The sequence below is a fragment of the Sphingobium limneticum genome (genome assembly GCF_008710165.1).
GTDB lineage: Bacteria > Pseudomonadota > Alphaproteobacteria > Sphingomonadales > Sphingomonadaceae > Sphingobium > Sphingobium limneticum.
Window position 1 is genome coordinate 20,640 of sequence record NZ_VYQA01000018.1, and the last position, 24,800, is coordinate 45,439.

The following is a 24,800-nucleotide window of genomic DNA, read 5'->3' on the forward strand; positions in this document are numbered from 1 at the left end:
CCTGCAGGGATCAATAGACCGGCGCGATCAATCGTTCCAACTTGTTGATTGGATCGTTCCAATCGTCATTTACGATTGGTCGAGCAGGGCCGCTGTTTCGCTGAATGCCGCGCGAAGGCGATCCCCAACCTGCGGACTTGTACAGACGTTGGCCGGGCTGGGGTGCGGCATCGGGATGATCTTGATCGAAGCATCATACGCCGACACGAGTTGTCCGGCCTTGGTCGCCACCCGGCCGGCCAGCAAGCAGACTTTCAGCTTGGGCAGCAGCGCGAGAAGCCCGGGAAGCGTGGCCAGCCCGGCATCGATCTCGGCTTTGCGCACGGTGCGATTGCGGGCGCCGGGTGGATGCATGATCCAAGGCACGGTGTTCCAGAGCACACAATCGGACCGGTCGATGCCGGCCTCGTCGAGATAGCGCCGCAGATTGCGGGCGGTCCCGGACGGATTGTCGCGCGACACGAAGCGCGTGCGCTCAGGCCCGGGACCCGGGGTTTCGAGAAGCAACAGCAGCCGGGCGTCGATCCCGCCGTCCGCCGGGTCGAAATGCGGCACAGGTCTGCCGTCGGCCAACAGCCCTTCGCGCCAGCATTCGAGCTGTGCGACATGTGTATCCGCCAAGGACTGCCGCCGTCGCTTGATCAGGTCGGGTTCGTCGAGCCAGGCCATTCATCTCCATTCGTGATCGGAACGACAAATATCATCGGTTGGATCGATGACTGGTGAGCCGTCATCTTGATCACAGGAACAGCGACGCTTCATTTCGCAGCGCTGTCGATCCGGAGATCCGACATGGCAACGCGCATCAAGCAGACCGAGTTTCAGGCCGAGGCACAGGTCGAGCCGGCGGCCAAGCCAGCATTACGGCTGGTCCGGCCCGACGATCCCTATGCGGAGCTGGAGCGTCCGGCGCCCGGCGTCGCCAATCGCGGCGTGCATCCGCATGTGCTGGTCGCGTTGGTCGGCTTCTACGCGATGATGGTGGCGTCCTTCTGGACCTTCTTTGCACGCGATGCCTATGCCGCCAGCGTACTGGTGATGGTGACCCTGTTCATGGTCATCTACTTCTCGCTGATCGTGGGCGGCATCCTGCTTGCCGACAGTCCGGTGCCGGGCGAGCGGCAGCGTAGCTTCGGCGAATTCTTGAACGGTACGGTCGAAATCCTCGCCGGGACGATCAGCGGCCGCGAGGCGACGATGCAAATATTCCTGCTGCCGGCGGCGATGATGACACTGGCTGCCATCATAGGCGTTATCGCGAGACTATCATGAGAAGGGGCATGCGCTTGAAACTGATACTGGGTCTTGCCGGCCTCGGCCTCGCGGCATCTGCAGGCGCGCTCGCAGCGGCGCCGCAGGACTTCGCCACCGACATGGCCGCCGCGATGGAGCAGATGCACCATGAGATGATGGTCGCGCCGTCCGGCGATCCGGACCGCGACTTCGCGGCGATGATGATCCCGCATCACCAGGGCGCGATCGAGATGGCACAGGCGCAGCTGCGCTACGGCAAGGACGAACGCCTGCGCCGTCTCGCGCAGGGCATCATCGTTGAACAGCGTCAGGAGATCGAGGTCATGCAGGCGATCCTTGCCGAGAAGGGCGCACCGCCGAGTGTGCCTCACCAGCATCAGGGAGACGGAAAATGATTATGAATCACCTCAAGACGGCGTTCGCCATGTCCGCCCTCGGCCTGCTTGCAAACACCGCATCCGCGCAGCAGGTGCCCAATGCGACGCCCGACCGGCCGATCAGTTCGCAGGACCGCTTCTATACTTCGGACCAGTTTTCCAACACGGTATCGGTCATCGACCCGTCAACCAACCGGCTGCTCGGCGTCATCAAGCTCGGCGATCTGACGCCCGCCAATCTGAGCCCACTCTACAAGGGTCAGCTTCTGGTCCACGGCATGGGCTTCTCACCCGATGGCAGGACGCTGGCGGTGATCTCGATCGGGTCGAACTCGGTGACCTTCATCGATACGGCCACCAACGCGGTCAAGCACACCGCCTATGTCGGCCGCTCGCCGCACGAGGCGTTCTTCCGTCCCGACGGGCGCGAGGTCTGGGTCAGCGTTCGCGGCGAGGACTATATCCAGGTGCTCGATGGCAAGACGTTCGAACCTGCCACGCGCATCACCGTCCCGAACGGCCCGGGCATGACGATCTTCTCGCCCGACGGCAAATACGGGTACGTTTGCTCGAGCTTCTCGCCCGAGACGGTCGTAATCGACACCAAAGCCAAGAAGATTGTCGGACGTGTCGCCCAAGCTAGCCCCTTCTGCCCCGACATCGCCGCGACCCCCGATGGCAGGCAGGTCTGGCTGACGCTCAAAGATGTCGGCAAGGTGATGGTGTTCGATGCCAAGCCGCCGTTCGCTGTCCTTAAGACGATCGACACCGGCGCCATCACCAATCACGTCAACATCGCCCGCACGTCGCGCGGACAGTTCGCCTATGTGACGGTCGGCACGCAGAATATCGTCAAGGTGTTCCGGACCGATACTTTCGAGCAGGTCGCCGCCGTCCCGGTCGGCGCGCTGCCGCACGGGTTATGGCCTTCGGGCGACGGCACCCGCATCTATGTTGGGCTGGAGAATGGCGACGGCGTTGCGGTCATCGATACTGCGACCAACCGCCTGCTCACGACCATCCCTATCGGTCAGGGGCCGCAGGGCGTCGCCTATGTGCCGGGCGCGGTGCCTTCGGGCGACGGCATGGCCAATCTGGTCCCGCTCGATATGGCCAGCGGCAAGGTCCAGTTGACCCTGTCAGGCCAGGGCCAGAGCCAGGTCACTTTGTTCGATCAGGGGCAGGTCCAGATCCTGCAGGCCGCCGTCGCGGGCCTGCCGTCAAAGCAACCGTTCACGCTTGGACTGGCGACCAAAGCAGACGGGACGGGTGCGATTCAACCTCTTGCCAAATTCATGACCAATCCGGCCGGCGCCGCCATCGTCAACGCCGTCGGGCCGATCCGCCAGATTGTCGCGGATGCTGCCCCGGCCGAGCGTCGTTATTTGGTCATTCGTACAGGTGATCCGGATTCGCAGGGCGCGGTAGTGCAGAAACAAGCCCATTGAAGCCCGCGCGCTGCTGGCTACGAATTGAACGCAGCGGCGTTTCTTGCTCTTTGGCTCCCACGTCTCTGAAGGGAAGCTCATCGAACGTCCGCGTTTACCGAAAGCCGACGGACGCCGTCTGACCTGCTAACGACGGCTTTGTCCCAGATTTTGCCTGTCCAGGGGATCCGGACGCTTACCCTGGCCGTCCATGATGTTGCCTTGGGCCGGTTCGAGGCGATCGAGACTTTCTGTGTCGATCATGCCCTTGTATTCGCGCGCTGGGCTGGCGGCGCTCCCGGGGCGTTCGGCCCGGAGCGGGTGGTTTTTGACGGCACGACCGTTCGGCGTTTCAGCGCCTCGGACGATGACGAAATCCTGATCTCGGCGGAAACGGTGCGCGGTCTCGGCAGCTACGCGGCGGTGCTGTCGCATCTCGCAGCGGCGGAATTGGAGGTACCCCGTTCCGAATCGACGGCAGAAGCTGAGGGCAAAGCGAAACCGGTCGGTGTCGACACCTCCCCGCCAGAGGATGCCGCATATGGGCGCCCGCGAGGCGCTGGCAACCCGCGAACGGCGGGCCGAGTTGCCGTGTGCCACGGCTGCCCGCACCACCCCTTGTTCGCGAGTTTCCCTCGGCTGTGCCTCGGTGCCAGCCCCTCTTTTGCGAGCGCCCGGAGGATGCGCATCCGGCGGAGAGGCCGCCGGCACAGACAGAAAGGCTCGCTATCATGTCCACATCGCTTGCAGCCGCACTCGCGGCACTGGAGCTAGGGCACCTCGAACCCCGCGCTGAAGACCTCAGTGGTATGGCGCCGCCACCAACCGAGGCGCTGGAGCAGACCGTCACCGCAATCTGGAGCGATCTCTTCACGACGATGGGAAACACCGCGCTGGAGCGTGACATCGAAGACCTGGGCTGGGGCCTGGTGAACCTCTTCCACCGCGCCGCCGCCAAGAAACACGGACTGGTCGATCGATTGACCGACGACATCCGCCTTCTCCTCGCCGAACAGGACGGCTCCGAAATCGGCACGGCCAATCTTGAGGAGAAGATCGATCTCGCCAAGAAGGTCGAGGAATCCGCTGGTGCCTTCGAGATCATGCGCGATGTCGCGGCCGCGCACTATATCCGGGAGACCGGGAGATCGTGGGTGCCATCGTCCGGCAACCGCATCTCGCTCGGGGTCACCGCCGGGATCGTCGATGGCCATGCCTTCCTGCGAGCGCGCCGCGAGCGGGCTCTGAACGCCAACACCGCGCAGGGTACGCCCGTTGTGTTCGCCGGTGGCCGCCTCACCTTCGCCAACGACGAAGATATGAAGACGTTCGCCGATAACCTGCTGGCCACCCTCAACAAGGTTCGCGCCCATGTCGGCGACATGTATCTCGTACACGGCGGCGATATGAAAGGTATCGAGCGTCTTGCAGCGTCCTGGGCCGAGCAGAATGGCATCCAGCAGGTGCGGTTCGGTCTCGACCGGAAACTCGGGGATCGCGCGGGCTTCCGTCGCAACGAGCAGATGCTCTCGCTCAAGCCGCGGTTCGTGGTCGCCTTCCAGGGCAACGGCGTGACGGAGCGGCTTGTCATCGAAGCCAAGGCTCGGGGACTGCGTGTCGTTGATCGCCGCGGCCCATTAGGAAGCCCTCCTTCAGCTGCCCGTCGCGCTGCGGGCTGAAGCCGCGGGCCGCCGGTTTTCCGGCGGCCTTTTTTTCGCTGCGCTTACCGTCGTCCCCTGGAAATTTCCGCAGGCGAGAGGGGAGGGCGCCGAGGCCGCTTTTGGTGTCGCTGAGCAGCACTGGAACCGGTCGGCCGTGTTGGCGGCCGGGACGCGGTTCAGAGCCCATCAGCCATCCGCGTTGCCGACGCTGCGCCGGCTGTCGCCTTACCACGAACTAGAGAGAGATGATGATGCGCGATTTGCATGATGAGGAACTGCGCGCTCTGCTGGCGTTCCGGCAGCGTCATGGGCGCTGCTGGAAGGCCGCGCTGCTGCTACGCTGGTCGGCCGGCACCGACACCGATGAACCGGGTTCGGCCCATCTGCGCCATCTGCGCAATATCGCAGGACCGCGCTGGTTGATCGGGCTTCCTGCCGCAACGCTCGACGATGCCGCGCGCCGTTTCGCCGGGATCGCCGATCCGGCGCTGGTTGCCACTTTTATGGCGAATGCTGTGGGATTTGCCCACGGTGCGGAAGGTAGCGTGAAGATCGCCCCCGCGAGTGCCGCACATTCGCTGGCGATCGCGATCGAACTCGGCCTCAAAGCCTTTCTGATGAAGGCCGGCTATGCCGACGACTGGAACCGTGTCCATATTCGGCATGACCTCGAAAAGGCCCTGGCGCTTGCGATGGAGGCGGGCCTGTCGGGCCTGCCTCCGGAATTGCCGGAACTCGCAGCGATCCTTTCGCCGGCCTATCGCCGCCACCAGATCGACGCCTTGTTCCGGGCCGGAGCGTCACCCTTCGATGTGGCCGACGCCTCTAACTGCGTCGACCGTCTCCTTGCCGTGATCAGGGTGCAGATCGCGTGACGGCGCACCACTGCCTCATCCTGTGCGGGGATCGAAAGGGCGCTCGCCAATCCTATGAAGCCGGGATGGGTGGGCCTGCGGTTTACCGTGCGTCAGACGGCCATTATGTCTGTTGCCGTGAGAGTTGCCGACGCTTCGCTGCGGACGACAGTCCAAGGTGAGAAAAGCGCTGACGGCCGGTTGTGGGGTCTCTGCCTGGCGGGGACATGCCGCGGCGATAGGGCAAGGTTTCTGCATCGGTTCCTGGGTTCATAGAACCAAAGCCACCATCCCTTCTTTTTGACCTGATCCCTAAGTCGGTCGTTCGGTCCTTCCAACCCGCTCCCCTTCGGGCCGAGTTGCCGTGTGCCACGGCTGCCCGCACCACCCCTTGTGTCGGGGTTCCCCTGCGCGGCTTACGCGCTCCGGTGGAAGCACCGCCCATGCCCGCCTTTTTCGGGGGTCAGTCGAAGGGACGGTCCCTTCGGCACCCAAAAAAGGAACCTCGACATGCAGAACCTCGTCATCCTCGCCGGCAATGTCGGCGCCACGCCGGAAGCCCGCACCACCCAGGGCGGCACCAAGATCACCCACTTCAGCCTCGCGACCTCGCGGCCCAAGCGCGACAGCAACGGCAAGATCGTCAAGGACGACAATGGCCGGCGGATCGAAGATACCGAATGGCACCGGATCACCTGCTTCAACGGCGTCGGCAAGACCGTCGAACAATATGTCGACAAGGGGATGAAGGTGATGGTGCGCGGCCGCATCCACTACACCCGCTGGACCGACAACGAGAATATCGAGCGGTACGGCGTCGAGATCATCGCCGACGAGGTGACCTTCCTCACCCGCGCCAAGCCCGGCAGTGGCGACCAGGGCGGCAATGACAGCTCGGTCGATGACGACGAAATTCCCTTCTGAAACCCGCGAAGGCCCGGTGGCAGCAACCACCGGGCCTTTTGCTGTGTCGGCATTCTTCTGCGGGGCTTGTCAGAAATCCATATATCCAATATTATCGATATATGGACAATGATTCTGCTATCAGCGCACTGGCGGCGCTTGCCCAAGGCACTCGCCTAGATGCGTTTCGCTTGCTGGTCCGTCACGAGCCCGATGGCCTGGCCGCGGGCGAAGTCGCCCGCCAGCTCAATATCCCCCAGAATACGATGTCGTCGCATCTGGCCGGGCTTGCGCGTGCGGGCCTGATCCGTGCCGAGCGCCACAGTCGCCAGATCATCTACCGCGCCGACCTCGATCAGCTCAAGGCGCTGACCCTGTTCCTGGTCAAGGATTGCTGCGGGGGCAGGGCGGAACTGTGCGAGCCGCTGATCGCCGAGCTTGTTCCCTGCTGCTGATGGAGCCCTGTATGCCCGACCGTATTTATAATGTCCTGTTCCTGTGTACCGGAAACTCGGCGCGTTCCATCCTTGGCGAAGCGGTCATGAACAAGCTCGGCGAGGGGCGTTTCAGAGCCTATAGCGCCGGCAGCCAGCCAAAGGGGCAGGTCCACCCAATGGCATTGTCGGTGCTTCAGGGGCTCGGCTTCGATACCACCGATATGCGGTCCAAGAGCTGGGATGAATTTGCCGGTTCCGGTGCGCCGCAGTTCGATTTCATCTTCACGGTCTGCGACAATGCAGCCGGAGAGACCTGTCCGGTATGGATCGGCCATCCCATGACAGCGCATTGGGGCATTGAAGACCCTGCCGCGATCGAGGGCGAGGGGCAACGCGAGGCCTTCCTGCAGGCCCTGCGCTATTTGCAGAATCGCATTGCGCTGTTTCTGGCGCTCCCGATCTCGAGCCTCGATGACATGGCGATGCGGCGCAAGCTCAAGGACATCGGACAGGGCGAAGGCGCGAGCGCCAAGGCGGAGGCGAGTGAATGACCGTGGACATCATCATCTACCACAATCCCGAATGCGGGACGTCGCGCAATGCGCTCGCGATGATCCGCAACGCCGGGATCGAACCGCATGTGGTCGAATATCTTAAGACGCCGCCTTCACGCAGTCAGTTGGAAAGCCTGATCGCACGCGCCGGGATCGGCGCGCGCGCCTTGTTGCGCGAGAAGGGCACGCCCTTTGCGGACCTCGGCCTGGGCGATGAAGGTCTTTCCGATGCGGCGCTGATCGACGCAATGATGGCCCATCCCATCCTCATCAACCGTCCGCTCGTGGTCTCGCCGCTCGGCGTCAAGCTCTGCCGCCCTTCCGAAGCGGTGCTGGAACTCATCCCCGCGGCCCAACGCGGTGCTTTCGCCAAGGAAGACGGCGAGCAGGTCGTCGACGCTGCCGGCAACCGCGTCACGGCAGGCTGAACGATGGCAGCGTTCACGGTCCGGCCGGCGGTCCTCGCCGACGCGCCGGCGATCGCCGCCATCTACGCCCATCATGTCCGGGAGGGCACCGCCAGCTTCGATACCAGCCCGCGCTCGGTGATGGAGACCGAAGCAAAGATTGATGCATGCTTGGCGAAAGGCTGGCCGTTCCTCGCCGCCCAGCAGGGCGGCCATGTTGTCGGCTATGCCTATGCCACGCAGTTTCGCGATCGGCCTGCCTATGCATCGAGCTGTGAGAACTCGATTTATATCGATCCTGGGCATCAGCGCCGAGGTGTCGGAAAGGCGCTGCTTGCTGCTCTGCTGGCACAGGCCGAGGTGGCAGGATTTCGCCAGATGATTGCCGTCATCGGCGGAGGTGAAGCGGCATCGGTCGCCCTCCATGCCAAGCTCGGCTTCGAACATGCCGGCACGATGCGGTCGGTGGGACGCAAGTTCGGACGCTGGCTCGACACTGTCTACATGCAAATCGCGCTGGGCGTCGGTGACGCCGCTCCACCGCTCAAGGAACCGCAATGACCCAGACCCGTCAACCACGGCTATCCTTTCTCGATCGCTATCTCACCTTGTGGATTTTTCTGGCGATGGCCCTGGGCGTAGGCCTTGGCACGAGCATCGAGGGTCTACCTGCCGCGATCAACGGCCTGTCCTGGGGCACCACGAATATACCGATCGCGATCGGCCTCATCCTGATGATGTATCCACCGCTGGCCAAGGTTCGCTACGAGGAGCTGCCGCGCGTCTTCGAGGACAAGCGGGTGCTGGCAATATCGCTTGTCCAGAACTGGATCATCGGCCCGGTGCTGATGTTCCTTCTGGCCGTCATCTTCCTGCGCGCCGAGCCAGCTTATATGACGGGTCTCATCTTGATCGGGCTGGCCCGATGCATCGCGATGGTCATCGTCTGGAACCAGCTTGCCAAGGGCGACAATCAATATGTCGCGGCGCTGGTGGCGTTCAATTCGATCTTCCAGATCCTGTTCTTCAGTCTCTATGCCTGGTTCTTCCTCGCCTTCCTGCCGCCCTTGTTCGGGCTGCAGGGCAGCGTCATCAACGTCAGTTTCTTGATCATCGCGCAAGCGGTCGCGGTCTACCTCGGTATCCCTTTCCTCGCGGGATATCTGACCCGGAAGGGTCTCGTCGCGGCCAAAGGGCGCGACTGGTACGAGGGCGTATTCCTCCCGAAGATCGGTCCGGTCACGCTCATCGCCCTCCTGTTCACGATCGTTGCCATGTTCAGCCTGAAGGGCAGCGAGATCGTCACGCTCCCGGGGGATGCCGTCCGCATCGCCATCCCGCTGACGATCTATTTCGTTGTCCAGTTCTCGATCAGCTTCTTCATGGGCAAGCTGATCGCCAGCGATTATCCACGCACGACGGCGGTGGCTTTCACGGCTGCCGGCAATAATTTCGAACTGGCCATTGCCGTCGCGATCGCCGCTTTCGGGCTGGCGTCCCCGGTCGCTTTCGCAGCCGTCATCGGCCCACTGGTGGAAGTGCCAGTGCTGATCCTGCTGGTGAATGTCGCCTTCTGGTTCGGTCGCCGCTGGTTTCCCGATACCGTGCCCGAGCAAGGCCGATGAGCGAGGACATCATGGCCTTTGAGCGCCTGCGCCAGCTATCCGAGCCGGATTATCTGCCGGCTCTGAAGATGGCCTTTGCCCGCCGGAGGCCCGCGCTTGGTCTCGGCCCGAACGATCCGCCGCCACGCATTCTTCTCCTCTATGGCAGCTTGCGGAAGCGATCCTACTCTCGGCTTGTGGTGGAGGAATCTGCGCGGCTTCTCCAGTTTTTCGGATGTGAAACGCGGATATTCGATCCTTCTGATCTGCCGCTTCCCGACCAGGTCGAAGGGGACGACCACCCGGCCGTTGCCGAACTACGGGCGCATTCCTTGTGGTCGGAAGGGCAGATCTGGTGCAGCCCGGAACGGCACGGGCAGATCACCGGTATCATGAAGGCCCAGATCGACCATCTGCCTCTGGCGTATAAGGGCATGCGCCCGACGCAGGGGCGGACCCTGGCTGTGATGCAGGTCAGCGCGGGTTCGCAATCCTTCAACAGCGTCAACACACTGCGCATCCTTGGCCGGTGGATGAGGATGTTCACGATCCCCAACCAGTCGAGCGTGGCTAAGGCGTTCGCCGAATTTGACGATGACGGCCGCATGAAGCCGTCGAGCTATTATGATCGCATCGTCGATGTGGTCGAGGAGCTTGTACGCTTTACCGTCCTGCTGCGGCCGCATGCCGATCAACTCGTCGATCGCTATTCCGAACGGAGCGAAGCGGGCATTCCTGTAGACCCATCGAACGATCTCTCGTCGATCGCAATCGCGCCCCAAACCGTACGGGGATGAGCCGTTGGCATGCGGCAGACCTTCAGCCCCTGTCCTACGACTGGTCAGCCAAGTGCTTTTGGGCATCATCGGCATTCTATTTGTGGGAATGGGGGCGGTCCTATTGCTGTGGGCCACACCTGGCAGTGCTTTTCTGACTGGGGCCGATCTCGCTGCACGGCTTGTCGCCGCTGCAGCGATTGTGGGCGGCACTTTCTTTGGCTTCTGCGCTCATATCGAAGCTGTCTATTGGCGTGCGGCGCTGATCACGGGCGTTGGCCTGGTCATAGCTGTCGGCGGCTTGGCGCTCGTATGGAATTCGGTCAGGATGCCGATGCGTTCAGGGCGTTCTGCAGCGCAGCAATGCTTTCGACAACATCGTCGAATGCGGGCGCCGCGCCGAAGATCATGCCCGTCATCGCGCGATAGTCACCGCGCAAATCATCGACCATGTCGCCCTCGGGGCACAGCGCGAAACTTCCTGGCACGGCAGTCGCGAGGTCGAAGGCGGGCCGGTTGAAGAACAGCCTGGCATGCGCCACGCAATCGCGTCCAAGCGCCGGATCAGCCAGCGCGCGTTTGCCCGCATCGGATTGCAGCAGCTCATGGAGGTCATAATAATGGCGCGACACACGCTGCCCGTTGCCGCGCAGGACGCCGCGGATCTCGAACCAGCGCCGCAGGCCGTGGAGGATGACCACCTTGTCCCAGAAGGTCCGCTCCGCATCGACGATCGTGATATTGGTGATGGCAAGATCGATCCCCGGCACGTCGCTTTCGAGATAGGGCCGGACCGTATGTACTGCGTGGGGGTCGAGCGCAGACTTCGCGCCGGACTCGATCTTCACGGCCTTGCCGACGTAGGCGTCGACAGGCGTGACCGAGGGATAGCGTAGATAGAGCGCCTGCGCATCCTCGGGGTCCGGTTCGACGCGCCATTGCTCGGCGGCTATGCCCAGGCGGTCTGCGGCTTCGCCAACGAGCGTGGCGAGCTGGTCGTGCAGCGGTCCCTGGATATGCGCCTCGCAGGCCTCGCGGATCGCGTCGAGCGCGGCTTGCCGCTTCTTTCCGCTCATCGCCTCCAGTTCGGTGATCGAGGCGGTCTGCCCCAGATCGTCGCGAAAGACGGTGACGTCGATATCCTCGGAGAAGCGCCGGATGAGCCCGAAGCCCTTCGACAGCGAGGTGCCACCCTTGAACAGCAGGCGGGGACCATGCGGCAATCCGTTGAACAGGGCGTCGAGCGTCCAGCAAACCCAGAAATCCTTTTCGACATTCTGGGGCGTGGTGCCGATGCGCTGCGCGGTCGTCGTGAACAGGCCGAGACGGGTGTCGTCGTCAGCGCTGATGATGCGGTCATAGTCAGGGTTCATCATGCGGCCGACGCCCGACTGGCCAGCATCGGCTTCAAATATGCCTGCATCCATGCCGGCAGTGTCGACAGGCCATCGGCCAGATCGTCGCGCACGGATTTGCTCTGTCGGGCGTCCTGCAGCAGCGCCATGATCCGTCGGTGGACCGTGGCATCGTCTTGTGGGTCGCTTCCCATCGTATCGCGCAGCCAGTGAAGGGCCTGGACGATCCGCATCGCGGGCCGCCCCGCCCAGAAGAGCTTGCTGGCGGCGGTCAGGCGGAAGCTGATCGTGAGATGGCCGAGATGGATCGTCTTCAGCCGCGCATCGGTATGGACGACGATCCTGGCCGGGACCGCGTTGGTGAGGCCCAGATCATTGGCGGCGGTCATGCCGTCGACCAGCACCCGGATCTGATCGCGTCGGGCGATCGCGTCGATGACCTCGCGGGGATCTGGTGGGCTACTTTGCTGGGTCAGGCTATTGCGCCCGGGCTTGTCGTAAAGGCCGCGGTCGATACGGCGGAGCATGTCAGCGGCGACCAGGCGTTGGAGCGTCTTGTCGACGGCATCGCGGCTGCCAAGGTCGAGAAAGTCCCCCGGCGTCCACACCGCTTTGGGTGCACGCGCGTCGATCCGCTGAAGAATGGCGGCTTTGAGGTCGGGAGTATCATCGGCCATGTCCGAAATCCCTATACGAATTTCGGACAAATGTAAATTAGACCTGTCCGAAGCTTGTAGACAGATTTCGGACAGCTTTATTCCGCTATCGCCCTCCGCGTCCGCTCAGCGGCAATGGCCCGCCGCATAGCGTCGCCACCGCAGCACCGTGCCAGTCGCGATCATGGCGCAACTCAGGTCGCCGATCCCCGGCGCAGAGCACCAGGCACCGGTGCGATCTCCTTTCGCGTTGCCGGTTGACCGACATTGGAGCCTAGGGCCGGCGACAAGGATATGGCCGGTGCCGGTTCTGCCTTTGGCGCCGCCAAGCAATCGGACCAGCGCGTCCCGCGCGGCGACGCCGCTGGCGCGCGGGCAGGGTTGACCGCGTCGGCAGGAGCCGCCGATCTCGCGTGCCGCTATTCCGCCAAGTCGAATCCGTGGTCCCTCCCGGCACCACACCGGTCCATCGCCGTCCCACACCCTGGTGGGCGTACAGATGAAAGTCTGCCCGGCGGGTACGGTCGCGACAGCGAGAAGCAGGGCCGTGAGCATCAGCGATGGGATCGGGACGGGGCGTTCGTCATGCGTCGGGGAACAGCGGCAATGTACCCGTCCTTGCGGCGGGCTCGTCGGCGAGAATATCATAGCAGCGCAAACGCACTGCCAGATGCCGGGCAAGCTGCGCCACCGCACGCCGCCGTACGGCTGCGTCACCGCAGCGAATATCCGTTACCAGTGCCGGTTCGGCGGTTGCGAGCGACACCTCAAGATGGAGGGTCAGGCTATCTTCATCGACTCGGAGCATAAGCGAAGCATAGAACAAAAAAAGAACAAACAGCAAGAGGTCGCCCTCTATCCCGGCCTGCGGATCATCTTCAAGCGCCTGTAGCCATGTCCGGGCCGACGAAGGCGCCTGCGGGTTCGCGCTGCTCAACAAACCCTATTTGATGGATGAACTCTCCAGCATCCTGCGCAAGACCGCGCGATCTGCGCAAGGGCCGACCTTGGAGACATACTAGAAGGGTCGGCGCGAAGCCCAAATCCTGGCGTCAGGCGGGTCCACCCCGCTCTTTGAGGCGCAATCCTTGGTCCGGCCGGCAGCCTCATGCAATCAACCCGTAAAGGGTCCGGTCGCTTGCGCTACGGCTTTTTGGCCTGCGGCAAAAAGTGATCGCGGCCACCGGCCGAACACATCGGGCGCCAGTCGAGCGGGGATGAACCCGCCGGCTTGCAAGGAGCCTCGATATGTTCACCGACATCAAGATCGCCCGCCTCCACGCGCTCGGCCTCTCCAGAACCCTCATGATCGCAACCATGGTTATCGGCATCGGCACGCAGTTCGCGGTCATCACCGCCGATGAGTTCGATGGCGACGTCGCGGTCATCAATGAATATGATCCGTTCAGTTGAAACCTTCAGGCGGGGGCATTCGCCCCCGCCGTTATTGTGCGAGCGCTGATTGGACGATCTTACCGAGGAAGCGAGCCCGCATTTCATCCACTCGACCCTGCGTGAGCGCATCGTGGAGCATGTCTTTGTCGGGGACGCGCTGCGCCGCCTGTGGCAACGGGGCGTGACCGATGTCGAGGTGCTGCGCTCCGAATTCGACGCGGGTGGCTTTGATCTGGTCATGGCCCGCGGCCGCGTGACCCGCCATATCCAGTTCAAGACCAAAATCGTCGGCGGCAAGACCGATGAGGTCAAGATCAGCCTCAAGCTGATGGAGAAGCCGAGCGGGTGCGTCATCTGGATCGTGGTGACGCCGGATCTCCTCTTCGACCATTATCTGTGGTTCGGCGCGGGGCCAGGCGAGCCTTTGCCGGACATCACTTCGTTTGCCGTCGCCAAACATAGCAAGGGGACTGCGGACGGCCAGAAGAATGCGCGGCCGAACCATCGCAAGGTCCGGATAACCAGATTCGAGAAGGTCGCCAGTTTGGACGAGATATTGCTTCGCTTGTTCGGTGATCTGGGTGATGCAAAGGGGGCTTGAGCGGGGAGGGCGGCTCCGGCTGCGCCGGACCGGGCTCTAGGCGAAACGCCCCGAGCCCCGTGCCGGGTCTCGGCCCATGCGGGTCACGATCCCTGCCGTGGGGCAGGCCGTCAACGGCGCCCTGGAACGAGCAGGTCTGCGGCATTCGCGAAAGGGGCTGGTCGCCCATGGGCGAGATGCGCTGGCGGGCACAGGCTCAGGCCGTCGCGCAGCGCCCCGTCGTCGAGCAGGATCCGCCACGGTTCGCCATGCCGCCGGGCGGCAACGTAGAAGGTCGCGCCATCGCACGCGACCATGCGGCATCGTTCCTGGCGATCGATCAGCGACGCACTTGCGCCATAGCGGGCGACCAGATCGTCCAGATCGGCGCGCATCAGGGCGCCGCAGCGGCGGCACTGCGTGCGAACCTGGATCAGCAGCCGCTGCATCACGCCCACGCTCAATGTCCAGCGTGGCCAGAGGGCAATGATCCGGGCGGTGTCTGTCATGATCGAGGCGATAGATAGCGAAGCCCTCGGTTGCGCGTCCAGCAGCACGTCCGAAAAGTCGGCCATGCCGTTCCATTTTCCCTCTCACCGCTGCACCGATCGTCCCTTCCTGGCTTGGCGTCCTCGCCGCGGCACTTGCCAGCGCAAGCCCGTGCCGGGCTTCTCCACATCCGTTGCGACCCTGCGGGTGCGCGGGCGCGCTATGCCCCGGCGGTCCGGTCGCCTGTCGAAAGGCCCCGATCGGCGGGGTCTGACACAGATCAGGAAGTCGAACGTCATGGCCGACCCCCAGAATGACAAAGTCCTATCCGCAGACCAGCGCATCGCGACTATCGCGCGGCTCAATGATGCCCTGCGCCAGTCCATCCATAGCCCGGGCGTCAACCAGGTGGTCATGACCGCCGGGGTCGCCGAGCTGATCGGCGATACTAGCTTGTTCCGCGGGTTCCAGCGCCGCGCCGAACTGTTGCGCACCGTGCGCGACTATGACGCCTTTGGTCCCGACGTCGATCCCCATGGCGAGCGTGATTTCGGGCGCTTCGAACTTGCCGGCGAAGCCCTGTATTGGAAGATCGACTATTATGATCGGGCGCTGACCTATGGATCGCCCGATCCGACCGATCCCGAAGTCACCACCCGCGTGCTGACGCTGCTTCTCACCCACGAATATTGAGCTATCATGGCCCCGACCCTGTCGGGGCCACCTTTTACCGAAAGGGATTCGCAGATGAGCGAGCCTGTCATACAAGCCCTCGACCGGCTTTTCGATCTGGCCGCCTCGGACACGGGGCAAGCGCGTCGCGCCGCAAACTTCCTGCTCGCCTGGTGGAATGCGCAAGACAATGGCGGGTTCGATCTCGCCGACCTGTTCGGCGTCGACCACGCCGTTGCGGCCGACATGGCAGTAGTGTTCGTCTATCTGGGCGGTCATCACGGCGCGATCTATCCCGACCAGCTCGGCTATGAGGACAAGATCGTCGCCCTGGTCCACCAGTGGCGGTTGCGTGAGCCTGCCGACTGACCAAGGCGTCAGCCGCGAGCGCTGATCGCGTCGCGCCAACCGAGCCCGCTGACGTTGCCGCCGGGCTGCGCACAATGTCTCACCGAGCGATGGTGACGCCGGCTATCCCCCTGACCGGGGGGATGGCCGAAAAGTCTGCTTGAGCAGACTATCGCCGGTGCCGTCTGACGCCCACCGGGTCTTGCTCCCCGGCACGAGAGGAGAGGCTGCGCGGCGAGAGCGGCCGCGTTTCGCTGCGCGGTGAGGGGACCGACCGGTTTCCCTGGAACATGCCAAGGAGACCCGCCGTGGCCGACTATTTTTCGCGTCATCCAGACCATGCGTTGCTGTTCGCATTCGTCTGCTTCGTCATCACCGTTTACCTGTTCCGTTATGTCGGACCCGGCATCGGCGGCGGTGGCGACTGGTCGTCGCGCGAGCATTATGAGCGCAACCTGCGCGATGGTCCGCACGACTATGAATCCTGACGGCGCGGCGCCGATGCGAACGATCGTCGTCAGCCTGCTCAAGGGCGGGGTCGGCAAGACATTTCTTGCGACGCATCTCGCTTGGTATCTTGCCGAGCGAGATGGCAACCGGGTCGCGTTTCTCGACCTCGATCCGCAGGGTAGTTCCACCCGTCGGCTCGCCGGCGAGCGGGCCGGGTGGTTTGCAGCGGATCTGTTCGATCCCGAGGCGCGGCTCGACCTGACCGATGCGCCAGGCATCACTGTTTTCGCCGCCGATCCGCGCCTGCAGATGGTCAAGGCGGCCGCGGATGTCCGCGACTTCCTGGGCCGGTTTCCCGCGCTTGGCGCCCATTTCGATCATATCGTCATCGACACCGGTCCCAAATGGGATGAGCTGACCTTGAGCGCGATGGCGGTGGCCGACGCGGTGATCGCCCCGGTCCAGGTCGCCGAGGATTCGATCGAGTGCGCCAAGATGCTGCTCACCGCGCTCAAAAAAGCGGAAGGGGCGAGAGGCGGGCGCAAGGTCGATTTTCTCGGGCTGTTGCCCTCGATGGTCAATCCGTTCGACCGGCGCGAAATGGACAATGCGGTCAAGCTCGCCCGCGCCGTGGGCCAGAAACTGATGTTTCCCGCCTTCATCAAGGCGCGACCGACTTACAAGCATTCGGCCGAACAGCATCATCCGGTCTGGCGCGAAACCGGCAGCGGCGCGAAAGCGGCCGCTGACGAAATCCGACCGATCCTGGCCGAAATCGTCCGCCGGATGGATGACCGTCGCCTGAGTGCGGCGTGATGGGCAAGTTCGATCAGCGCGCCGAAGAGTTCGGACTGCTTGTCGGTCTCCACGACAGCGCGCGGCGCGTCGAGGATCTGCCGCTCGACTGGATCATCGCCGACCCCGAAAACCCTCGGCGCGTGTTCGACGAGACGGAGCTCAAGGATCTTGCCGCGTCGATCGCCGCGCGCGGCGTCCTGCAGCCGATCATCGTCGCCCCGAAAAATGGCGAAGGACTTCATGTCATCCGCGTCGGCGAGCGGCGCTTTCGGGCATCGCGCCTTGCCGGGCGCGAGACTATTCCTGCCATCGTGATGGCGGTGGTGAACCGGGCCGACACGCTCGCCGATCAGATCGTCGAGAATGATCAGCGCGCGGGCCTCACCCCGCATGATCTGGCAACCGGGATCGAACGGATGCTGGCCGCCGGCGTAACCCAGGCGGAGATCGCCCGCGCGCTTGGCCGGTCGAAGCAGTTCGTATCGCTCTATGCCGCTTGTGCCGACATGGCGCCCTGGCTGCGGGCAGCGATCGATCAGATGCCGATCCGCTTGCTCTACGACCTCCACCGGGCTGCCCGCACGCATGGCGACGCGGTGCGCGCCTATGTCGAGCGGCTCGGCGATGAGAGCGTGACCCTGGCCGAGGGCGGCCGGTTTATCGCGGGGCTCAAGGCATCCGAGGCTCTGCCTGATACCGGGTTGCTTGACGTGCCTGCCCTGTCGAATGGGCAGGGCTCCGAGCGCGCTGCGCCAAGCAGGCCGGTTCGTGCTGGTGCTGGCCTGCGATCGATGTTCGGCACGGAGAAGTCTTTGGAGCCCCAGCCTCTTGATGCGGTTCGTGTGACCCTGGACGGGCGGACCGGACGTTTGATCCTGCCCGAGCTGGTCCGGGTGGTGTTCGACGACGGCGAGGAGATCGAAGCGCCCGTTGCCGGCATCGTTATGGGGTAAGCCATCGTCCGGGCGGGGCGCTCACACATTCAACCCTCACTCCGCGTAGAAACTATCGGGCTTTTCAGACAATTTTGACAGCCGCGCCCCCTTCTTCAGGGGCGCGGCTGTCTTCATTTTCTCGGATCGTGCTTATTGAATCACTCGGAAATATTGTGCTCTTTTGCAGATGTCAGGTCGGGTGAGATCCCTGGCTAGAGGGCGGGCGGAGTCTGCTTGAGCAGACTATAAGACGAGTGGTTTTAGGTGAGGGCCGGATAGGCTTGGCGCCGTCATTGTTAAACAATAGCAATGGGGTGTGGCGTTTTTTGGCCTCCGTCTGCCCGATGATCTCGCGGCGCGCTTCGATGCCAGGGCGACTGCCGCCGGCGGTCGCTCAGCGCTCCTGCGCAAGCTGATCGACGATGCGCTTGAGAACGCCGGGGACAGGTCGAGCGAGACGGCTTCGCCTCGGACCCGCACGACTGACCGGCTCCAACTTCGGCTCATGCGCGAGGATATTGAGAGGCTCGATGCGGCCGCCGATGCGCGCGGGCTAAAACGGACCGAATGGCTCGTGATGCTGTTGCGTCGGCGGCTTCATGCACATCCGCTTCCGCCGCGCGCCGACCGGGTAGAGATCGCGCAGTCCTGGCGCGAGCTCAACCGGATCGGCATCAATCTCAACCAGGCGGTCCATGCCCTTCATGCCGCAACCATGGTGGATTCGCGGCTCGACCTGGCGCGCGAGGCCGCGCGGGTCGCCTCCTTCCGTGACGAGGTGGCCGACCAGCTGCGCGCGCTTGGCCGCGCGCTGAAAGGTGATCTGAGCTATTGGGATACGCCCGATGACTGAGGACGATGACGGCGTCCTGCCGCTCCCCAGTCTGATGGAAGCCTGGCGACCGCCGGCCGGGGGCAAGCGTAGCCTGCGCGGAGGGACGCTGCGGATCCGTTCGGGTGGTGGCAAGGGGATAGGCGGGAGCGCCGCTGCGCCGATGTTGTCGCCGGCCGAGGCGCGCGCCAAGCTTGAGCGCATCGTGCGCAAGGCGCCCGAGGTCATGGTCAAGATCTCGGGCAAGCAGCGTGGGGCCAGGCACCTCGCCGAACATTTTGGCTATATATCGCGCCACGGGAAGCTCGAGGTTCGCAGCAGCGAAGGCGAGATCATCACCGACGAAAAGCGCCTGAAGGCGATCGCGGCCGATTGGGACATGCTCGATCAGGCGATGAACCCATATGGCAAGGAGCGACCGACCTCGATGTCGATGGTGTTGTCTATGCCCGGCGGTACGACCGATGCCGCGACCATCCATGATGCCGTCCAGGCGTTCGCGCGCGTCGAGTTCGAAGGGCAGTTCAGCTATATGGTGGCGCTCCACACCGACACCGCTAACCCCCATGTCCATCTGACCGTCGCGACCCAGGGTGCGGACGGGGCGCGGTTCAATCCGCGCAAGGCCGACCTTCATCATTGGCGCGAAAGCTTCGCCCATGAATTGCGCCAGCGCGGTATCACCGCCGAAGCGACGCCGCGCCGCGCGCGCGGCCATGTCCAGAAGCGGGTGCGCTCGCCGGCCCACCATCTGGAGGCACGGGCAGCGGGGCAGGGGAGGGATTTGGATCTCAACCGGCTGATCGAAGAGCGCGCGCAGGCGTTCGCACGGTCACAGAACCCAGAGCGGCGGGTGGAGGATGTGCTTGCGCTCGGCCGCCAGAAGCAGATCCGGGGGGCTTATGCAGAGGCCGCGGCAGCGCTGGCGGCAACCGGAAAGGACGAGGACCGCGCGTTGGCCGAGGATATCGCAGGGTTCGTGGCCGATATGCCAGCGGCGGTGTCTCGGCGGTTGCAGCGGGCGCGGGAGATCATGATCGCCGATCGGAGTTCGGCGGCAGCGGACAGCCGCAGCCGTAAATCGGATGCTTTGCCGTCGGCTGAGTCGGACAAAGTTAAACGCGAGCCCCCTGATCGCGAGCGCTAAAGATGTGGATAAGTTGGGGTAGGGGCGTATTTCAGTTAAAGCGCAGTCCGAATAGCCCGCCGGTTTCGGTTGCGTCGGTCAGCTTGGTGTCGAGCACATAGGCACTAACATCAAAGCCGTCACGAAAGCCGTCTTTCGGCAAAGCATCCGAATTCATCGTGACGATGTATTGGAATCCGACCGCGGCAGCATGATCGGCGCCGAGCTGCAACGCTTTGGCCACCTGCCGTTCGTCGACCCCGTCAAACAGATGACTGTCGTGAACCAGGAAACCCGGCCCCATGCCCCGGCGGGCGGTCAGTTCGGCCAGCATGAGATCGAAGCAGAATATCTGCATGTTGGTGATGCCCTTGCTGCGCTGGGCATCGATACGAATATCGACCTGGGGACCGTTGGGCGTGGCGCTGACCGTCAGGCTCCCGGCTTTTTCGTAAAGCGCGTTGGACAGATCCTCGAACACGAGGATCGCTTCCTCGATGATACTCTGACGTTCGTGATGATCGTCCTGAAGCGTCTTCAGGAGCCGGGCGCGCTCAATGTCGAGTTCGGCTTTCGTGCTTTCGATCTGCTCCGCCGTCGTGAGGCGTTGTCTCAGTCCCTCGGCGTCCGCCTCCGCGCGGCCGGCTTCCTGCTGGAGCGCTGCGTAATGTTCCAACGCGCCGCCGGATTGGAGGATGCCCATCAGCTGCCGACGCCGGCCATCGAGGGTTTCGCGTGCACGATCGCGCGTGCGGATACGATCTTCCGCGGCCTGGACCTCGGACGTCAGATGCGATCGCCGATTTTGCACGATAGCCTGGTGAAACTCTTCCACTTCCTCGAAGCGGCGACCGACCGAGCCCGGCAGTACGACACCGGCTTCGCGATAGAGGCGGTCCAGGCTGGTCGTCGCCGGCGGAAGCTCGCTGTCGATCGCCGCGCGCAACTGCAGGATCAGTTCCCGATCAGCGGTATTGTCGTCGCTGAGTGTCGAAATCTCGCGCGTGATCTGCGAAGCCTCCTGCTCCATCCCCGAATATTCTGGAACGACATTGAAGGTGTCGAGTTGCTCGCGCATCCTTCTGGCACGGGCTTCGGCGATCGTCATGCGGGTCCGGAGATCAGCCGCCGTGCCGAAATAACGGCCGAGACTGCCGTCCTTCGCCGCCTTGCGCAACTCCGCCATCGCGCGCTCTCGTGTGCGGACCTCCTGAAACTGTTGCGGCACGCTCGCGTCGAGGCCCAGGAGATAACTGATCGCTACCTGCTGATCCCAAGCCTGCTGCATCGAGGATTGCTGTGTGGGCGACACGAACCCGCCGCTATTCTGCCGCCGCACGAAATAGGAGAATAGAGATCGAAAGCTCGGCCGAAAGCGGCCGTTTGCTTCGTCGTCCACATCCGGGTTCAGGCGGAAAAGCAGCGCGCCCAATGCAGCGCGCCAATTTTCGTTGCTGATGATCAGATCGCCGGTCTTGGCTTCGAGAGACGGGGCGATCGGCCAATCGGATGTGTCGCCCTGCAATCGGATGCGGGATGGCTTGGTGCCGGATCGCGTGACATCGACGAGCGTCGGTCCGATATCGACACGGGCCTCGAAACTGAAGCCTGCCAGTTCATCGGAGCGGAAAATGCTGTCCTTGTCGGCATTGGCGCCGAACAGGAAGTGGATCAGCTCGACAAGGCTGGTTTTGCCGGCGCCGTTGCGGGACTGCCGATCGGTCGCCCCATCGCTCTTGTCAGCGAGCAGGATGTTCAGACCGGGCCGGAAGGCCAAGCTCTTGAAGCTCGGAAGGTCGCTGGAAAGGCCGTGGATCATGAAACGGTCTTCTGGACCAGACCACGATCGAACTGCACGGCCTTCACGATAAACAGCAGGTCGAGCGCCAGCACGAACCAGTCATAATTGATCGGTGCCGACACCGCCCGATCGCTGCGAGAAATGCGTATCTCATCCCAGAGACGGGAGACGGTCATCGGCTCGCGCAGGCAGCCGAGCACGTCGGCACCAACCGCCAGGAGCGCCCGATCGGGCCGGATATGTTTGGTCGGTAGAATCATATCGCGTCGATTCGAATCGCGTCCTCAAAGATGTCACAACGTTCAAAAAAGTAGGAAAGCACAGCCAGCACCGCGCCCTGGCGCGCTGGTTCTCCCGTCATACCCCCCGCGAAAGCCTGAAGCTCGCCGAAGATATCGTCCGGTGATAGCCCGACCGCCTTCAGGGCCTGATAGCGCACCCGGAACGCTTGTGCGATCTCTTCGCCGAGGTCGGGATCAGGCCAGCCGGCAAAAAAGGCTTCGACCAACTGCTCCCGGCGGCGGCCCTGCCGCAGCAGCCCGGCTGCGTCCTGGGAGAGGGCATTGCGTTCGAGCTTTGCGGCCGATGGCGCCACCAGCGATGGTTCCGCGTCCGGTTCCTGCCGTTGAATTGCCAGCAGCACCGGCCGCAACGCCTCGAAATCGAGCTTCTCCAGCACACGGCCCGATGGAACGGCGCCAAAGAGATCTTCGAGCTGGTGGAGCGCGAGCGACATGGCGATCAGCCGCAATTCCGCTTCGCCGCAAACGGCTAAGGCGACGTTCGGATTCGCGGCGTTGAGCGCGGCAAGTTTCTTGACGGCCTCGGCCGGGAGGCCGCGACTGTCGTTATGGACAAACTCCCACCGCAGCATTTTTGTCGTCCAATGGACGAGCGCGCCTGCGAAATCTTCATCGACCTTGGCAAGGATGGGTTCGAGTTTCATTGCATCGGGCGCATAGCATTGGAACACGGTGCCATCGCTGGCCCGGAAGCCATCGCATTTCAGGTCGCCTTTCGGACCGTAAGGACGGACGGGTTGGAAATCGCCTGGAAAGGCATGCGCCATGATACGGGCGAACAGGGTCTCGAACGCCTTGCCGCGCTCGCGCAGAAAGGCGTTCTCGAACTTGAGCCCATAGGCAAAGCGTTGCGTGTCGTCCAACTCATCCCCCGAACTTGACCACCATAACCTTTGGCAGAATCGGCAAGCAAATCTATTAATTTACGCCCATCGTCGGGCGATGAACGGCGCACTCAACTCCGGCAGGTCGGCTTCGCGCAAAACGCGCATACGGGAGAGATCGCGCTGGGGAATCATCAACGGCTCCGGATTATATCGAGTTCATCGGGCTCGACGTTGAGTCGGATGCGCCATCGGGCCAGCATCCTGCCCTCATTGGGAAACAGGGCATCAAGACGCTGATAGGTCGGCGTCAGCCGCGCGCGCAGCCGCTCCAATGCGGCTGCGTCGGCCAGTCCGTAAAATTCCAGAAGATAGCCCAGGCGGCGGATCACCGCGCCAACGCCGAGGCGAAGCGCGTATTCGATCATCAGTTCGACCCGCAGTGTATCGCGCCTCATCCAGAGGCCCTTGGCGACCTCCGTGACACCACCGACATATTGCGGATGGTAGAGACCATCGATGATGGTACGCTCGGGATCGCTGACCCTGACCTGCTCCTCGGATGTGATCCAGATCTCGGTCAGACCGAAGAAATTCTGCGGTTTGACGTCGACGAAGCGGAACTCATATCCGTGGATGTGCTGCGGGCGCAGCCGTTTGGTGCAGGAGACGATGATGGCCAACTGCGGTTGGGTGACCATGCGGTGCAGCTCGAGGGCGCTGCCGTGGGAGATGAAGTAGTCCGCATCGCCAACCAGTGTTCTTGCAATGAGGTAAGGATCGCTCACATGCTCGGTGTCACGGCCCCGCTCGAATGGCACCAGATTGTAGAGGCCAGGCTTGAGACGCGTGACGATGCCGCGCGCTTCCGTGTTTGCGACGAGGCTGCGTGCCGATGACGGGCTCAGACCTGTGATCTCGGTGACGTCCGCGAGCGAAAAGATCGGCCGACGGCGCTCGTTCAATTCGACGATCAGCTGGGCGGCACGAGGTCCAAGCGTCTTGAGATTATATCCTTCGCGCAATTTGAGCCTCTAAGTGCGATGTATGGCGCATTCGATATAACGACAATTATATTCTCTGGCAAGATTGTTGTGCCTTGCAGGACGCTGCGCGCAAACAGTATACATCCGGCAGGCTTGGGGTTAGGCCGCTCGCGGTTTATCAATCATGATAAATTCTCGGCCCACGCGAACAAACGTGGCGGTTCTTAGAGCAGTAGCCGATCGCTTCTCGGTCACCGAGACCGGCTGCGTTCTTGGGGCTTGGGCTCGCGCCCTGGACGAGGGATGGGGGGCGTGGCTGGGTCACGGCCGCGGACGACATCCTGCCTGACGATCGGGGAGGCGTCCTTGACCATTGCCGGGCGGATGTTCCGTCCCGCCGCGATATGCGCATCGAGCTGCGTGCGGGCGACGGTCATCACACGCGCAACCGCCTCGGGGTTGTCGAACAACGTCCGTCGGATCACCGCTTCCATCACGCGCATCTGACTATCGGCCGCACGATCATTCGGCGTGGTGCCACGATCGCCGCGCCGGGCATCCGACCGTTCCAAACCATTGCCATCGCTCCGCCGACTCATTCCGGATGACCCGCGGACAGCATCGAGATCACGGACTGCTGCCATGGGCGCAATCGTATTACGGCTCGTCTCTCCGCGGAGCCGGTCGAGCTCCTGGAGATCGCGATCATTGGGCTTGTAGCCACGTACCTCCAGCCCCTTCTGACTGGCCTCGATCCAGATCGATCGCCGAAATTCTTCCGATCCCGTGACGTGAATCCGATCCCAATTGCGGTGTTGGGCAATCGCCACCAGATCCTTGACGACCTCCTGGCTCTCGGTCGCCGTGACCAGGCGCCGGCCCTGATCGCGAAACGCGGGATCCTTTGCTTGCGCCGTCGTGAAAAAGGCGGGTTCCCCCGACCATTTCGCCTTGTCGGCATAATAGCGCTTCCGCACGCTGTCCGGCACATCGCCCG

32 protein-coding genes are annotated in these 24,800 nt (G+C 63.2%); 21 read left to right on the forward strand and 11 right to left on the reverse strand.

Going from position 1 to position 24,800, the window contains the following annotated elements:
* Positions 1-69: 69 nt before the first annotated feature.
* Entirely contained in the window at positions 70-669 is a 600-nt protein-coding gene (locus F4U95_RS19395; RefSeq protein ID WP_150426739.1) for a uracil-DNA glycosylase, read from the reverse strand.
* A 123-nt stretch (positions 670-792) separates the two neighbouring features.
* Between F4U95_RS19395 and F4U95_RS19400 the strand changes: the two genes are divergently transcribed.
* The 12 genes from F4U95_RS19400 to arsH all read left to right on the forward strand — a co-directional run bounded on the left by F4U95_RS19400 (position 793) and on the right by arsH (position 10,275).
* Positions 793-1,272, forward strand: coding sequence for a hypothetical protein (locus tag F4U95_RS19400; RefSeq protein WP_150426740.1), 480 nt, complete (start codon positions 793-795; stop codon positions 1,270-1,272).
* Positions 1,273-1,280: 8 nt separating this feature from the next.
* Positions 1,281-1,649, forward strand: coding sequence for a CopM family metallochaperone (gene copM / locus F4U95_RS19405; protein WP_120694178.1), 369 nt, complete (start codon positions 1,281-1,283; stop codon positions 1,647-1,649).
* Positions 1,646-3,079, forward strand: a complete 1,434-nt coding sequence (locus F4U95_RS19410; protein WP_120694179.1) for a YncE family protein — start codon at positions 1,646-1,648, stop codon at positions 3,077-3,079. Before copM ends, F4U95_RS19410 begins: the two co-directional genes overlap by 4 nt.
* Positions 3,080-3,789: 710 nt before the next feature.
* Positions 3,790-4,737 carry a DUF2493 domain-containing protein gene (locus tag F4U95_RS19415; protein WP_150426741.1) on the forward strand — a complete coding sequence of 316 codons (948 nt, stop codon included), beginning with the start codon at positions 3,790-3,792 and terminating at the stop codon, positions 4,735-4,737.
* Positions 4,738-4,967: 230 nt separating this feature from the next.
* Positions 4,968-5,594, forward strand: a complete 627-nt coding sequence (locus F4U95_RS19420; protein WP_246171652.1) for a hypothetical protein — start codon at positions 4,968-4,970, stop codon at positions 5,592-5,594.
* 489 nt (positions 5,595-6,083) lie between these two features.
* On the forward strand, positions 6,084-6,497 hold the full coding sequence (locus F4U95_RS19425) for a single-stranded DNA-binding protein (protein ID WP_150426742.1): 414 nt from the start codon (positions 6,084-6,086) through the stop codon (positions 6,495-6,497).
* A gap of 101 nt (positions 6,498-6,598) precedes the next feature.
* Positions 6,599-6,931 (forward strand): ArsR/SmtB family transcription factor, encoded by a 333-nt coding sequence (locus F4U95_RS19430; protein WP_021243482.1) that lies wholly within the window; start codon positions 6,599-6,601, stop codon positions 6,929-6,931.
* 11 nt (positions 6,932-6,942) lie between these two features.
* Entirely contained in the window at positions 6,943-7,464 is a 522-nt protein-coding gene (locus F4U95_RS19435) for an arsenate reductase ArsC (RefSeq protein WP_150426743.1), read from the forward strand.
* A complete protein-coding gene (gene arsC / locus F4U95_RS19440; protein WP_149523984.1) occupies positions 7,461-7,895 on the forward strand; it encodes an arsenate reductase (glutaredoxin) in 435 nt (144 codons plus the stop codon). Before F4U95_RS19435 ends, arsC begins: the two co-directional genes overlap by 4 nt.
* A 3-nt stretch (positions 7,896-7,898) precedes the next feature.
* Positions 7,899-8,435 carry a GNAT family N-acetyltransferase gene (locus F4U95_RS19445; protein ID WP_150426744.1) on the forward strand — a complete coding sequence of 179 codons (537 nt, stop codon included), beginning with the start codon at positions 7,899-7,901 and terminating at the stop codon, positions 8,433-8,435.
* Positions 8,432-9,499 (forward strand): ACR3 family arsenite efflux transporter, encoded by a 1,068-nt coding sequence (gene arsB / locus F4U95_RS19450; RefSeq protein ID WP_150426745.1) that lies wholly within the window; start codon positions 8,432-8,434, stop codon positions 9,497-9,499. The genes F4U95_RS19445 and arsB overlap by 4 nt, the downstream gene beginning before the upstream one ends.
* Positions 9,496-10,275, forward strand: a complete 780-nt coding sequence (arsH, locus tag F4U95_RS19455) for an arsenical resistance protein ArsH (protein WP_021243487.1) — start codon at positions 9,496-9,498, stop codon at positions 10,273-10,275. The genes arsB and arsH overlap by 4 nt, the downstream gene beginning before the upstream one ends.
* Before the next feature lie 302 nt (positions 10,276-10,577).
* Here arsH and F4U95_RS19460 read toward each other — a convergent pair whose 3' ends face one another.
* The 4 genes from F4U95_RS19460 to F4U95_RS19475 all read right to left on the reverse strand — a co-directional run bounded on the left by F4U95_RS19460 (position 10,578) and on the right by F4U95_RS19475 (position 13,202).
* Positions 10,578-11,630: a nucleotidyl transferase AbiEii/AbiGii toxin family protein gene (locus tag F4U95_RS19460; RefSeq protein WP_246171653.1), complete on the reverse strand. Its 1,053-nt coding sequence runs from the start codon at positions 11,628-11,630 to the stop codon at positions 10,578-10,580.
* Positions 11,627-12,286, reverse strand: coding sequence for a DUF6088 family protein (locus F4U95_RS19465; protein ID WP_150426746.1), 660 nt, complete (start codon positions 12,284-12,286; stop codon positions 11,627-11,629). Before F4U95_RS19465 ends, F4U95_RS19460 begins: the two co-directional genes overlap by 4 nt.
* A gap of 105 nt (positions 12,287-12,391) precedes the next feature.
* A complete protein-coding gene (locus F4U95_RS19470) occupies positions 12,392-12,820 on the reverse strand; it encodes a thermonuclease family protein (protein WP_081659626.1) in 429 nt (142 codons plus the stop codon).
* A gap of 28 nt (positions 12,821-12,848) precedes the next feature.
* The gene (locus F4U95_RS19475; RefSeq protein ID WP_021243490.1) at positions 12,849-13,202 is read right to left on the reverse strand and encodes a hypothetical protein; all 354 of its coding nucleotides are present in this window, start codon (positions 13,200-13,202) and stop codon (positions 12,849-12,851) included.
* Positions 13,203-13,513: 311 nt separating this feature from the next.
* Between F4U95_RS19475 and F4U95_RS24840 the strand changes: the two genes are divergently transcribed.
* Positions 13,514-13,678 (forward strand): hypothetical protein, encoded by a 165-nt coding sequence (locus F4U95_RS24840; RefSeq protein WP_021243491.1) that lies wholly within the window; start codon positions 13,514-13,516, stop codon positions 13,676-13,678.
* A 49-nt stretch (positions 13,679-13,727) separates the two neighbouring features.
* On the forward strand, positions 13,728-14,261 hold the full coding sequence (locus F4U95_RS19480) for a hypothetical protein (RefSeq protein WP_150426747.1): 534 nt from the start codon (positions 13,728-13,730) through the stop codon (positions 14,259-14,261).
* Between the two features lie 110 nt (positions 14,262-14,371).
* Here F4U95_RS19480 and F4U95_RS24640 read toward each other — a convergent pair whose 3' ends face one another.
* Complete coding sequence (locus F4U95_RS24640) at positions 14,372-14,815, reverse strand: hypothetical protein (RefSeq protein WP_021243494.1); 444 nt, start codon at positions 14,813-14,815, stop codon at positions 14,372-14,374.
* Between the two features lie 211 nt (positions 14,816-15,026).
* Here F4U95_RS24640 and F4U95_RS19490 point away from each other — a divergent pair, with 211 nt between their 5' ends.
* From F4U95_RS19490 to F4U95_RS19520, 7 genes are all read left to right on the forward strand, one after another.
* On the forward strand, positions 15,027-15,422 hold the full coding sequence (locus F4U95_RS19490) for a DUF3768 domain-containing protein (RefSeq protein WP_021243495.1): 396 nt from the start codon (positions 15,027-15,029) through the stop codon (positions 15,420-15,422).
* Between the two features lie 54 nt (positions 15,423-15,476).
* Entirely contained in the window at positions 15,477-15,770 is a 294-nt protein-coding gene (locus F4U95_RS19495) for a DUF7673 family protein (protein WP_021243496.1), read from the forward strand.
* Between the two features lie 287 nt (positions 15,771-16,057).
* Positions 16,058-16,237, forward strand: coding sequence for a hypothetical protein (locus F4U95_RS19500; RefSeq protein ID WP_021243497.1), 180 nt, complete (start codon positions 16,058-16,060; stop codon positions 16,235-16,237).
* Positions 16,238-16,250: 13 nt separating this feature from the next.
* On the forward strand, positions 16,251-17,015 hold the full coding sequence (locus F4U95_RS19505; protein ID WP_031290484.1) for a ParA family protein: 765 nt from the start codon (positions 16,251-16,253) through the stop codon (positions 17,013-17,015).
* Positions 17,015-17,950, forward strand: a complete 936-nt coding sequence (locus F4U95_RS19510) for a ParB/RepB/Spo0J family partition protein (RefSeq protein WP_021243499.1) — start codon at positions 17,015-17,017, stop codon at positions 17,948-17,950. Before F4U95_RS19505 ends, F4U95_RS19510 begins: the two co-directional genes overlap by 1 nt.
* 298 nt (positions 17,951-18,248) lie before the next feature.
* Complete coding sequence (locus F4U95_RS19515; RefSeq protein ID WP_021243500.1) at positions 18,249-18,785, forward strand: hypothetical protein; 537 nt, start codon at positions 18,249-18,251, stop codon at positions 18,783-18,785.
* A complete protein-coding gene (locus tag F4U95_RS19520) occupies positions 18,778-19,911 on the forward strand; it encodes a relaxase/mobilization nuclease domain-containing protein (RefSeq protein WP_021243501.1) in 1,134 nt (377 codons plus the stop codon). The genes F4U95_RS19515 and F4U95_RS19520 overlap by 8 nt, the downstream gene beginning before the upstream one ends.
* A 31-nt stretch (positions 19,912-19,942) precedes the next feature.
* Here the strand turns inward: F4U95_RS19520 and F4U95_RS19525 are convergent, their stop codons facing one another.
* From F4U95_RS19525 to F4U95_RS19545, 5 genes are all read right to left on the reverse strand, one after another.
* Positions 19,943-21,709, reverse strand: coding sequence for an ABC-three component system protein (locus tag F4U95_RS19525; RefSeq protein WP_021243502.1), 1,767 nt, complete (start codon positions 21,707-21,709; stop codon positions 19,943-19,945).
* Positions 21,706-21,951: an ABC-three component system middle component 6 gene (locus tag F4U95_RS19530; RefSeq protein WP_021243503.1), complete on the reverse strand. Its 246-nt coding sequence runs from the start codon at positions 21,949-21,951 to the stop codon at positions 21,706-21,708. Before F4U95_RS19530 ends, F4U95_RS19525 begins: the two co-directional genes overlap by 4 nt.
* The gene (locus F4U95_RS19535) at positions 21,948-22,856 is read right to left on the reverse strand and encodes an ABC-three component system protein (protein ID WP_021243504.1); all 909 of its coding nucleotides are present in this window, start codon (positions 22,854-22,856) and stop codon (positions 21,948-21,950) included. The genes F4U95_RS19530 and F4U95_RS19535 overlap by 4 nt, the downstream gene beginning before the upstream one ends.
* A gap of 155 nt (positions 22,857-23,011) precedes the next feature.
* Positions 23,012-23,842 carry a type IV toxin-antitoxin system AbiEi family antitoxin domain-containing protein gene (locus tag F4U95_RS19540; protein ID WP_021243505.1) on the reverse strand — a complete coding sequence of 277 codons (831 nt, stop codon included), beginning with the start codon at positions 23,840-23,842 and terminating at the stop codon, positions 23,012-23,014.
* A gap of 212 nt (positions 23,843-24,054) precedes the next feature.
* Positions 24,055-24,792 (reverse strand): LPD7 domain-containing protein, encoded by a 738-nt coding sequence (locus tag F4U95_RS19545; RefSeq protein WP_246171654.1) that lies wholly within the window; start codon positions 24,790-24,792, stop codon positions 24,055-24,057.
* Positions 24,793-24,800: the final 8 nt, after the last annotated feature.

Bases quoted from the DNA above. Each gene is read 5' to 3' on its own strand.
- F4U95_RS19395 (WP_150426739.1), bottom strand. From the start codon at position 669: ATGGCCTGGCTCGACGAACCCGACCTGATCAAGCGACGGCGGCAGTCC.
- F4U95_RS19400 (WP_150426740.1), top strand. From the start codon at position 793: ATGGCAACGCGCATCAAGCAGACCGAGTTTCAGGCCGAGGCACAGGTC.
- copM (WP_120694178.1), top strand. From the start codon at position 1,281: ATGCGCTTGAAACTGATACTGGGTCTTGCCGGCCTCGGCCTCGCGGCA.
- F4U95_RS19410 (WP_120694179.1), top strand. From the start codon at position 1,646: ATGATTATGAATCACCTCAAGACGGCGTTCGCCATGTCCGCCCTCGGC.
- F4U95_RS19415 (WP_150426741.1), top strand. From the start codon at position 3,790: ATGTCCACATCGCTTGCAGCCGCACTCGCGGCACTGGAGCTAGGGCAC.
- F4U95_RS19420 (WP_246171652.1), top strand. From the start codon at position 4,968: ATGATGCGCGATTTGCATGATGAGGAACTGCGCGCTCTGCTGGCGTTC.
- F4U95_RS19425 (WP_150426742.1), top strand. From the start codon at position 6,084: ATGCAGAACCTCGTCATCCTCGCCGGCAATGTCGGCGCCACGCCGGAA.
- F4U95_RS19430 (WP_021243482.1), top strand. From the start codon at position 6,599: ATGGACAATGATTCTGCTATCAGCGCACTGGCGGCGCTTGCCCAAGGC.
- F4U95_RS19435 (WP_150426743.1), top strand. From the start codon at position 6,943: ATGCCCGACCGTATTTATAATGTCCTGTTCCTGTGTACCGGAAACTCG.
- arsC (WP_149523984.1), top strand. From the start codon at position 7,461: ATGACCGTGGACATCATCATCTACCACAATCCCGAATGCGGGACGTCG.
- F4U95_RS19445 (WP_150426744.1), top strand. From the start codon at position 7,899: ATGGCAGCGTTCACGGTCCGGCCGGCGGTCCTCGCCGACGCGCCGGCG.
- arsB (WP_150426745.1), top strand. From the start codon at position 8,432: ATGACCCAGACCCGTCAACCACGGCTATCCTTTCTCGATCGCTATCTC.
- arsH (WP_021243487.1), top strand. From the start codon at position 9,496: ATGAGCGAGGACATCATGGCCTTTGAGCGCCTGCGCCAGCTATCCGAG.
- F4U95_RS19460 (WP_246171653.1), bottom strand. From the start codon at position 11,630: ATGATGAACCCTGACTATGACCGCATCATCAGCGCTGACGACGACACC.
- F4U95_RS19465 (WP_150426746.1), bottom strand. From the start codon at position 12,286: ATGGCCGATGATACTCCCGACCTCAAAGCCGCCATTCTTCAGCGGATC.
- F4U95_RS19470 (WP_081659626.1), bottom strand. From the start codon at position 12,820: ATGCTCACGGCCCTGCTTCTCGCTGTCGCGACCGTACCCGCCGGGCAG.
- F4U95_RS24840 (WP_021243491.1), top strand. From the start codon at position 13,514: ATGTTCACCGACATCAAGATCGCCCGCCTCCACGCGCTCGGCCTCTCC.
- F4U95_RS24640 (WP_021243494.1), bottom strand. From the start codon at position 14,815: ATGGCCGACTTTTCGGACGTGCTGCTGGACGCGCAACCGAGGGCTTCG.
- F4U95_RS19490 (WP_021243495.1), top strand. From the start codon at position 15,027: ATGGCCGACCCCCAGAATGACAAAGTCCTATCCGCAGACCAGCGCATC.
- F4U95_RS19495 (WP_021243496.1), top strand. From the start codon at position 15,477: ATGAGCGAGCCTGTCATACAAGCCCTCGACCGGCTTTTCGATCTGGCC.
- F4U95_RS19505 (WP_031290484.1), top strand. From the start codon at position 16,251: ATGCGAACGATCGTCGTCAGCCTGCTCAAGGGCGGGGTCGGCAAGACA.
- F4U95_RS19510 (WP_021243499.1), top strand. From the start codon at position 17,015: ATGGGCAAGTTCGATCAGCGCGCCGAAGAGTTCGGACTGCTTGTCGGT.
- F4U95_RS19520 (WP_021243501.1), top strand. From the start codon at position 18,778: ATGACTGAGGACGATGACGGCGTCCTGCCGCTCCCCAGTCTGATGGAA.
- F4U95_RS19525 (WP_021243502.1), bottom strand. From the start codon at position 21,709: ATGATCCACGGCCTTTCCAGCGACCTTCCGAGCTTCAAGAGCTTGGCC.
- F4U95_RS19530 (WP_021243503.1), bottom strand. From the start codon at position 21,951: ATGATTCTACCGACCAAACATATCCGGCCCGATCGGGCGCTCCTGGCG.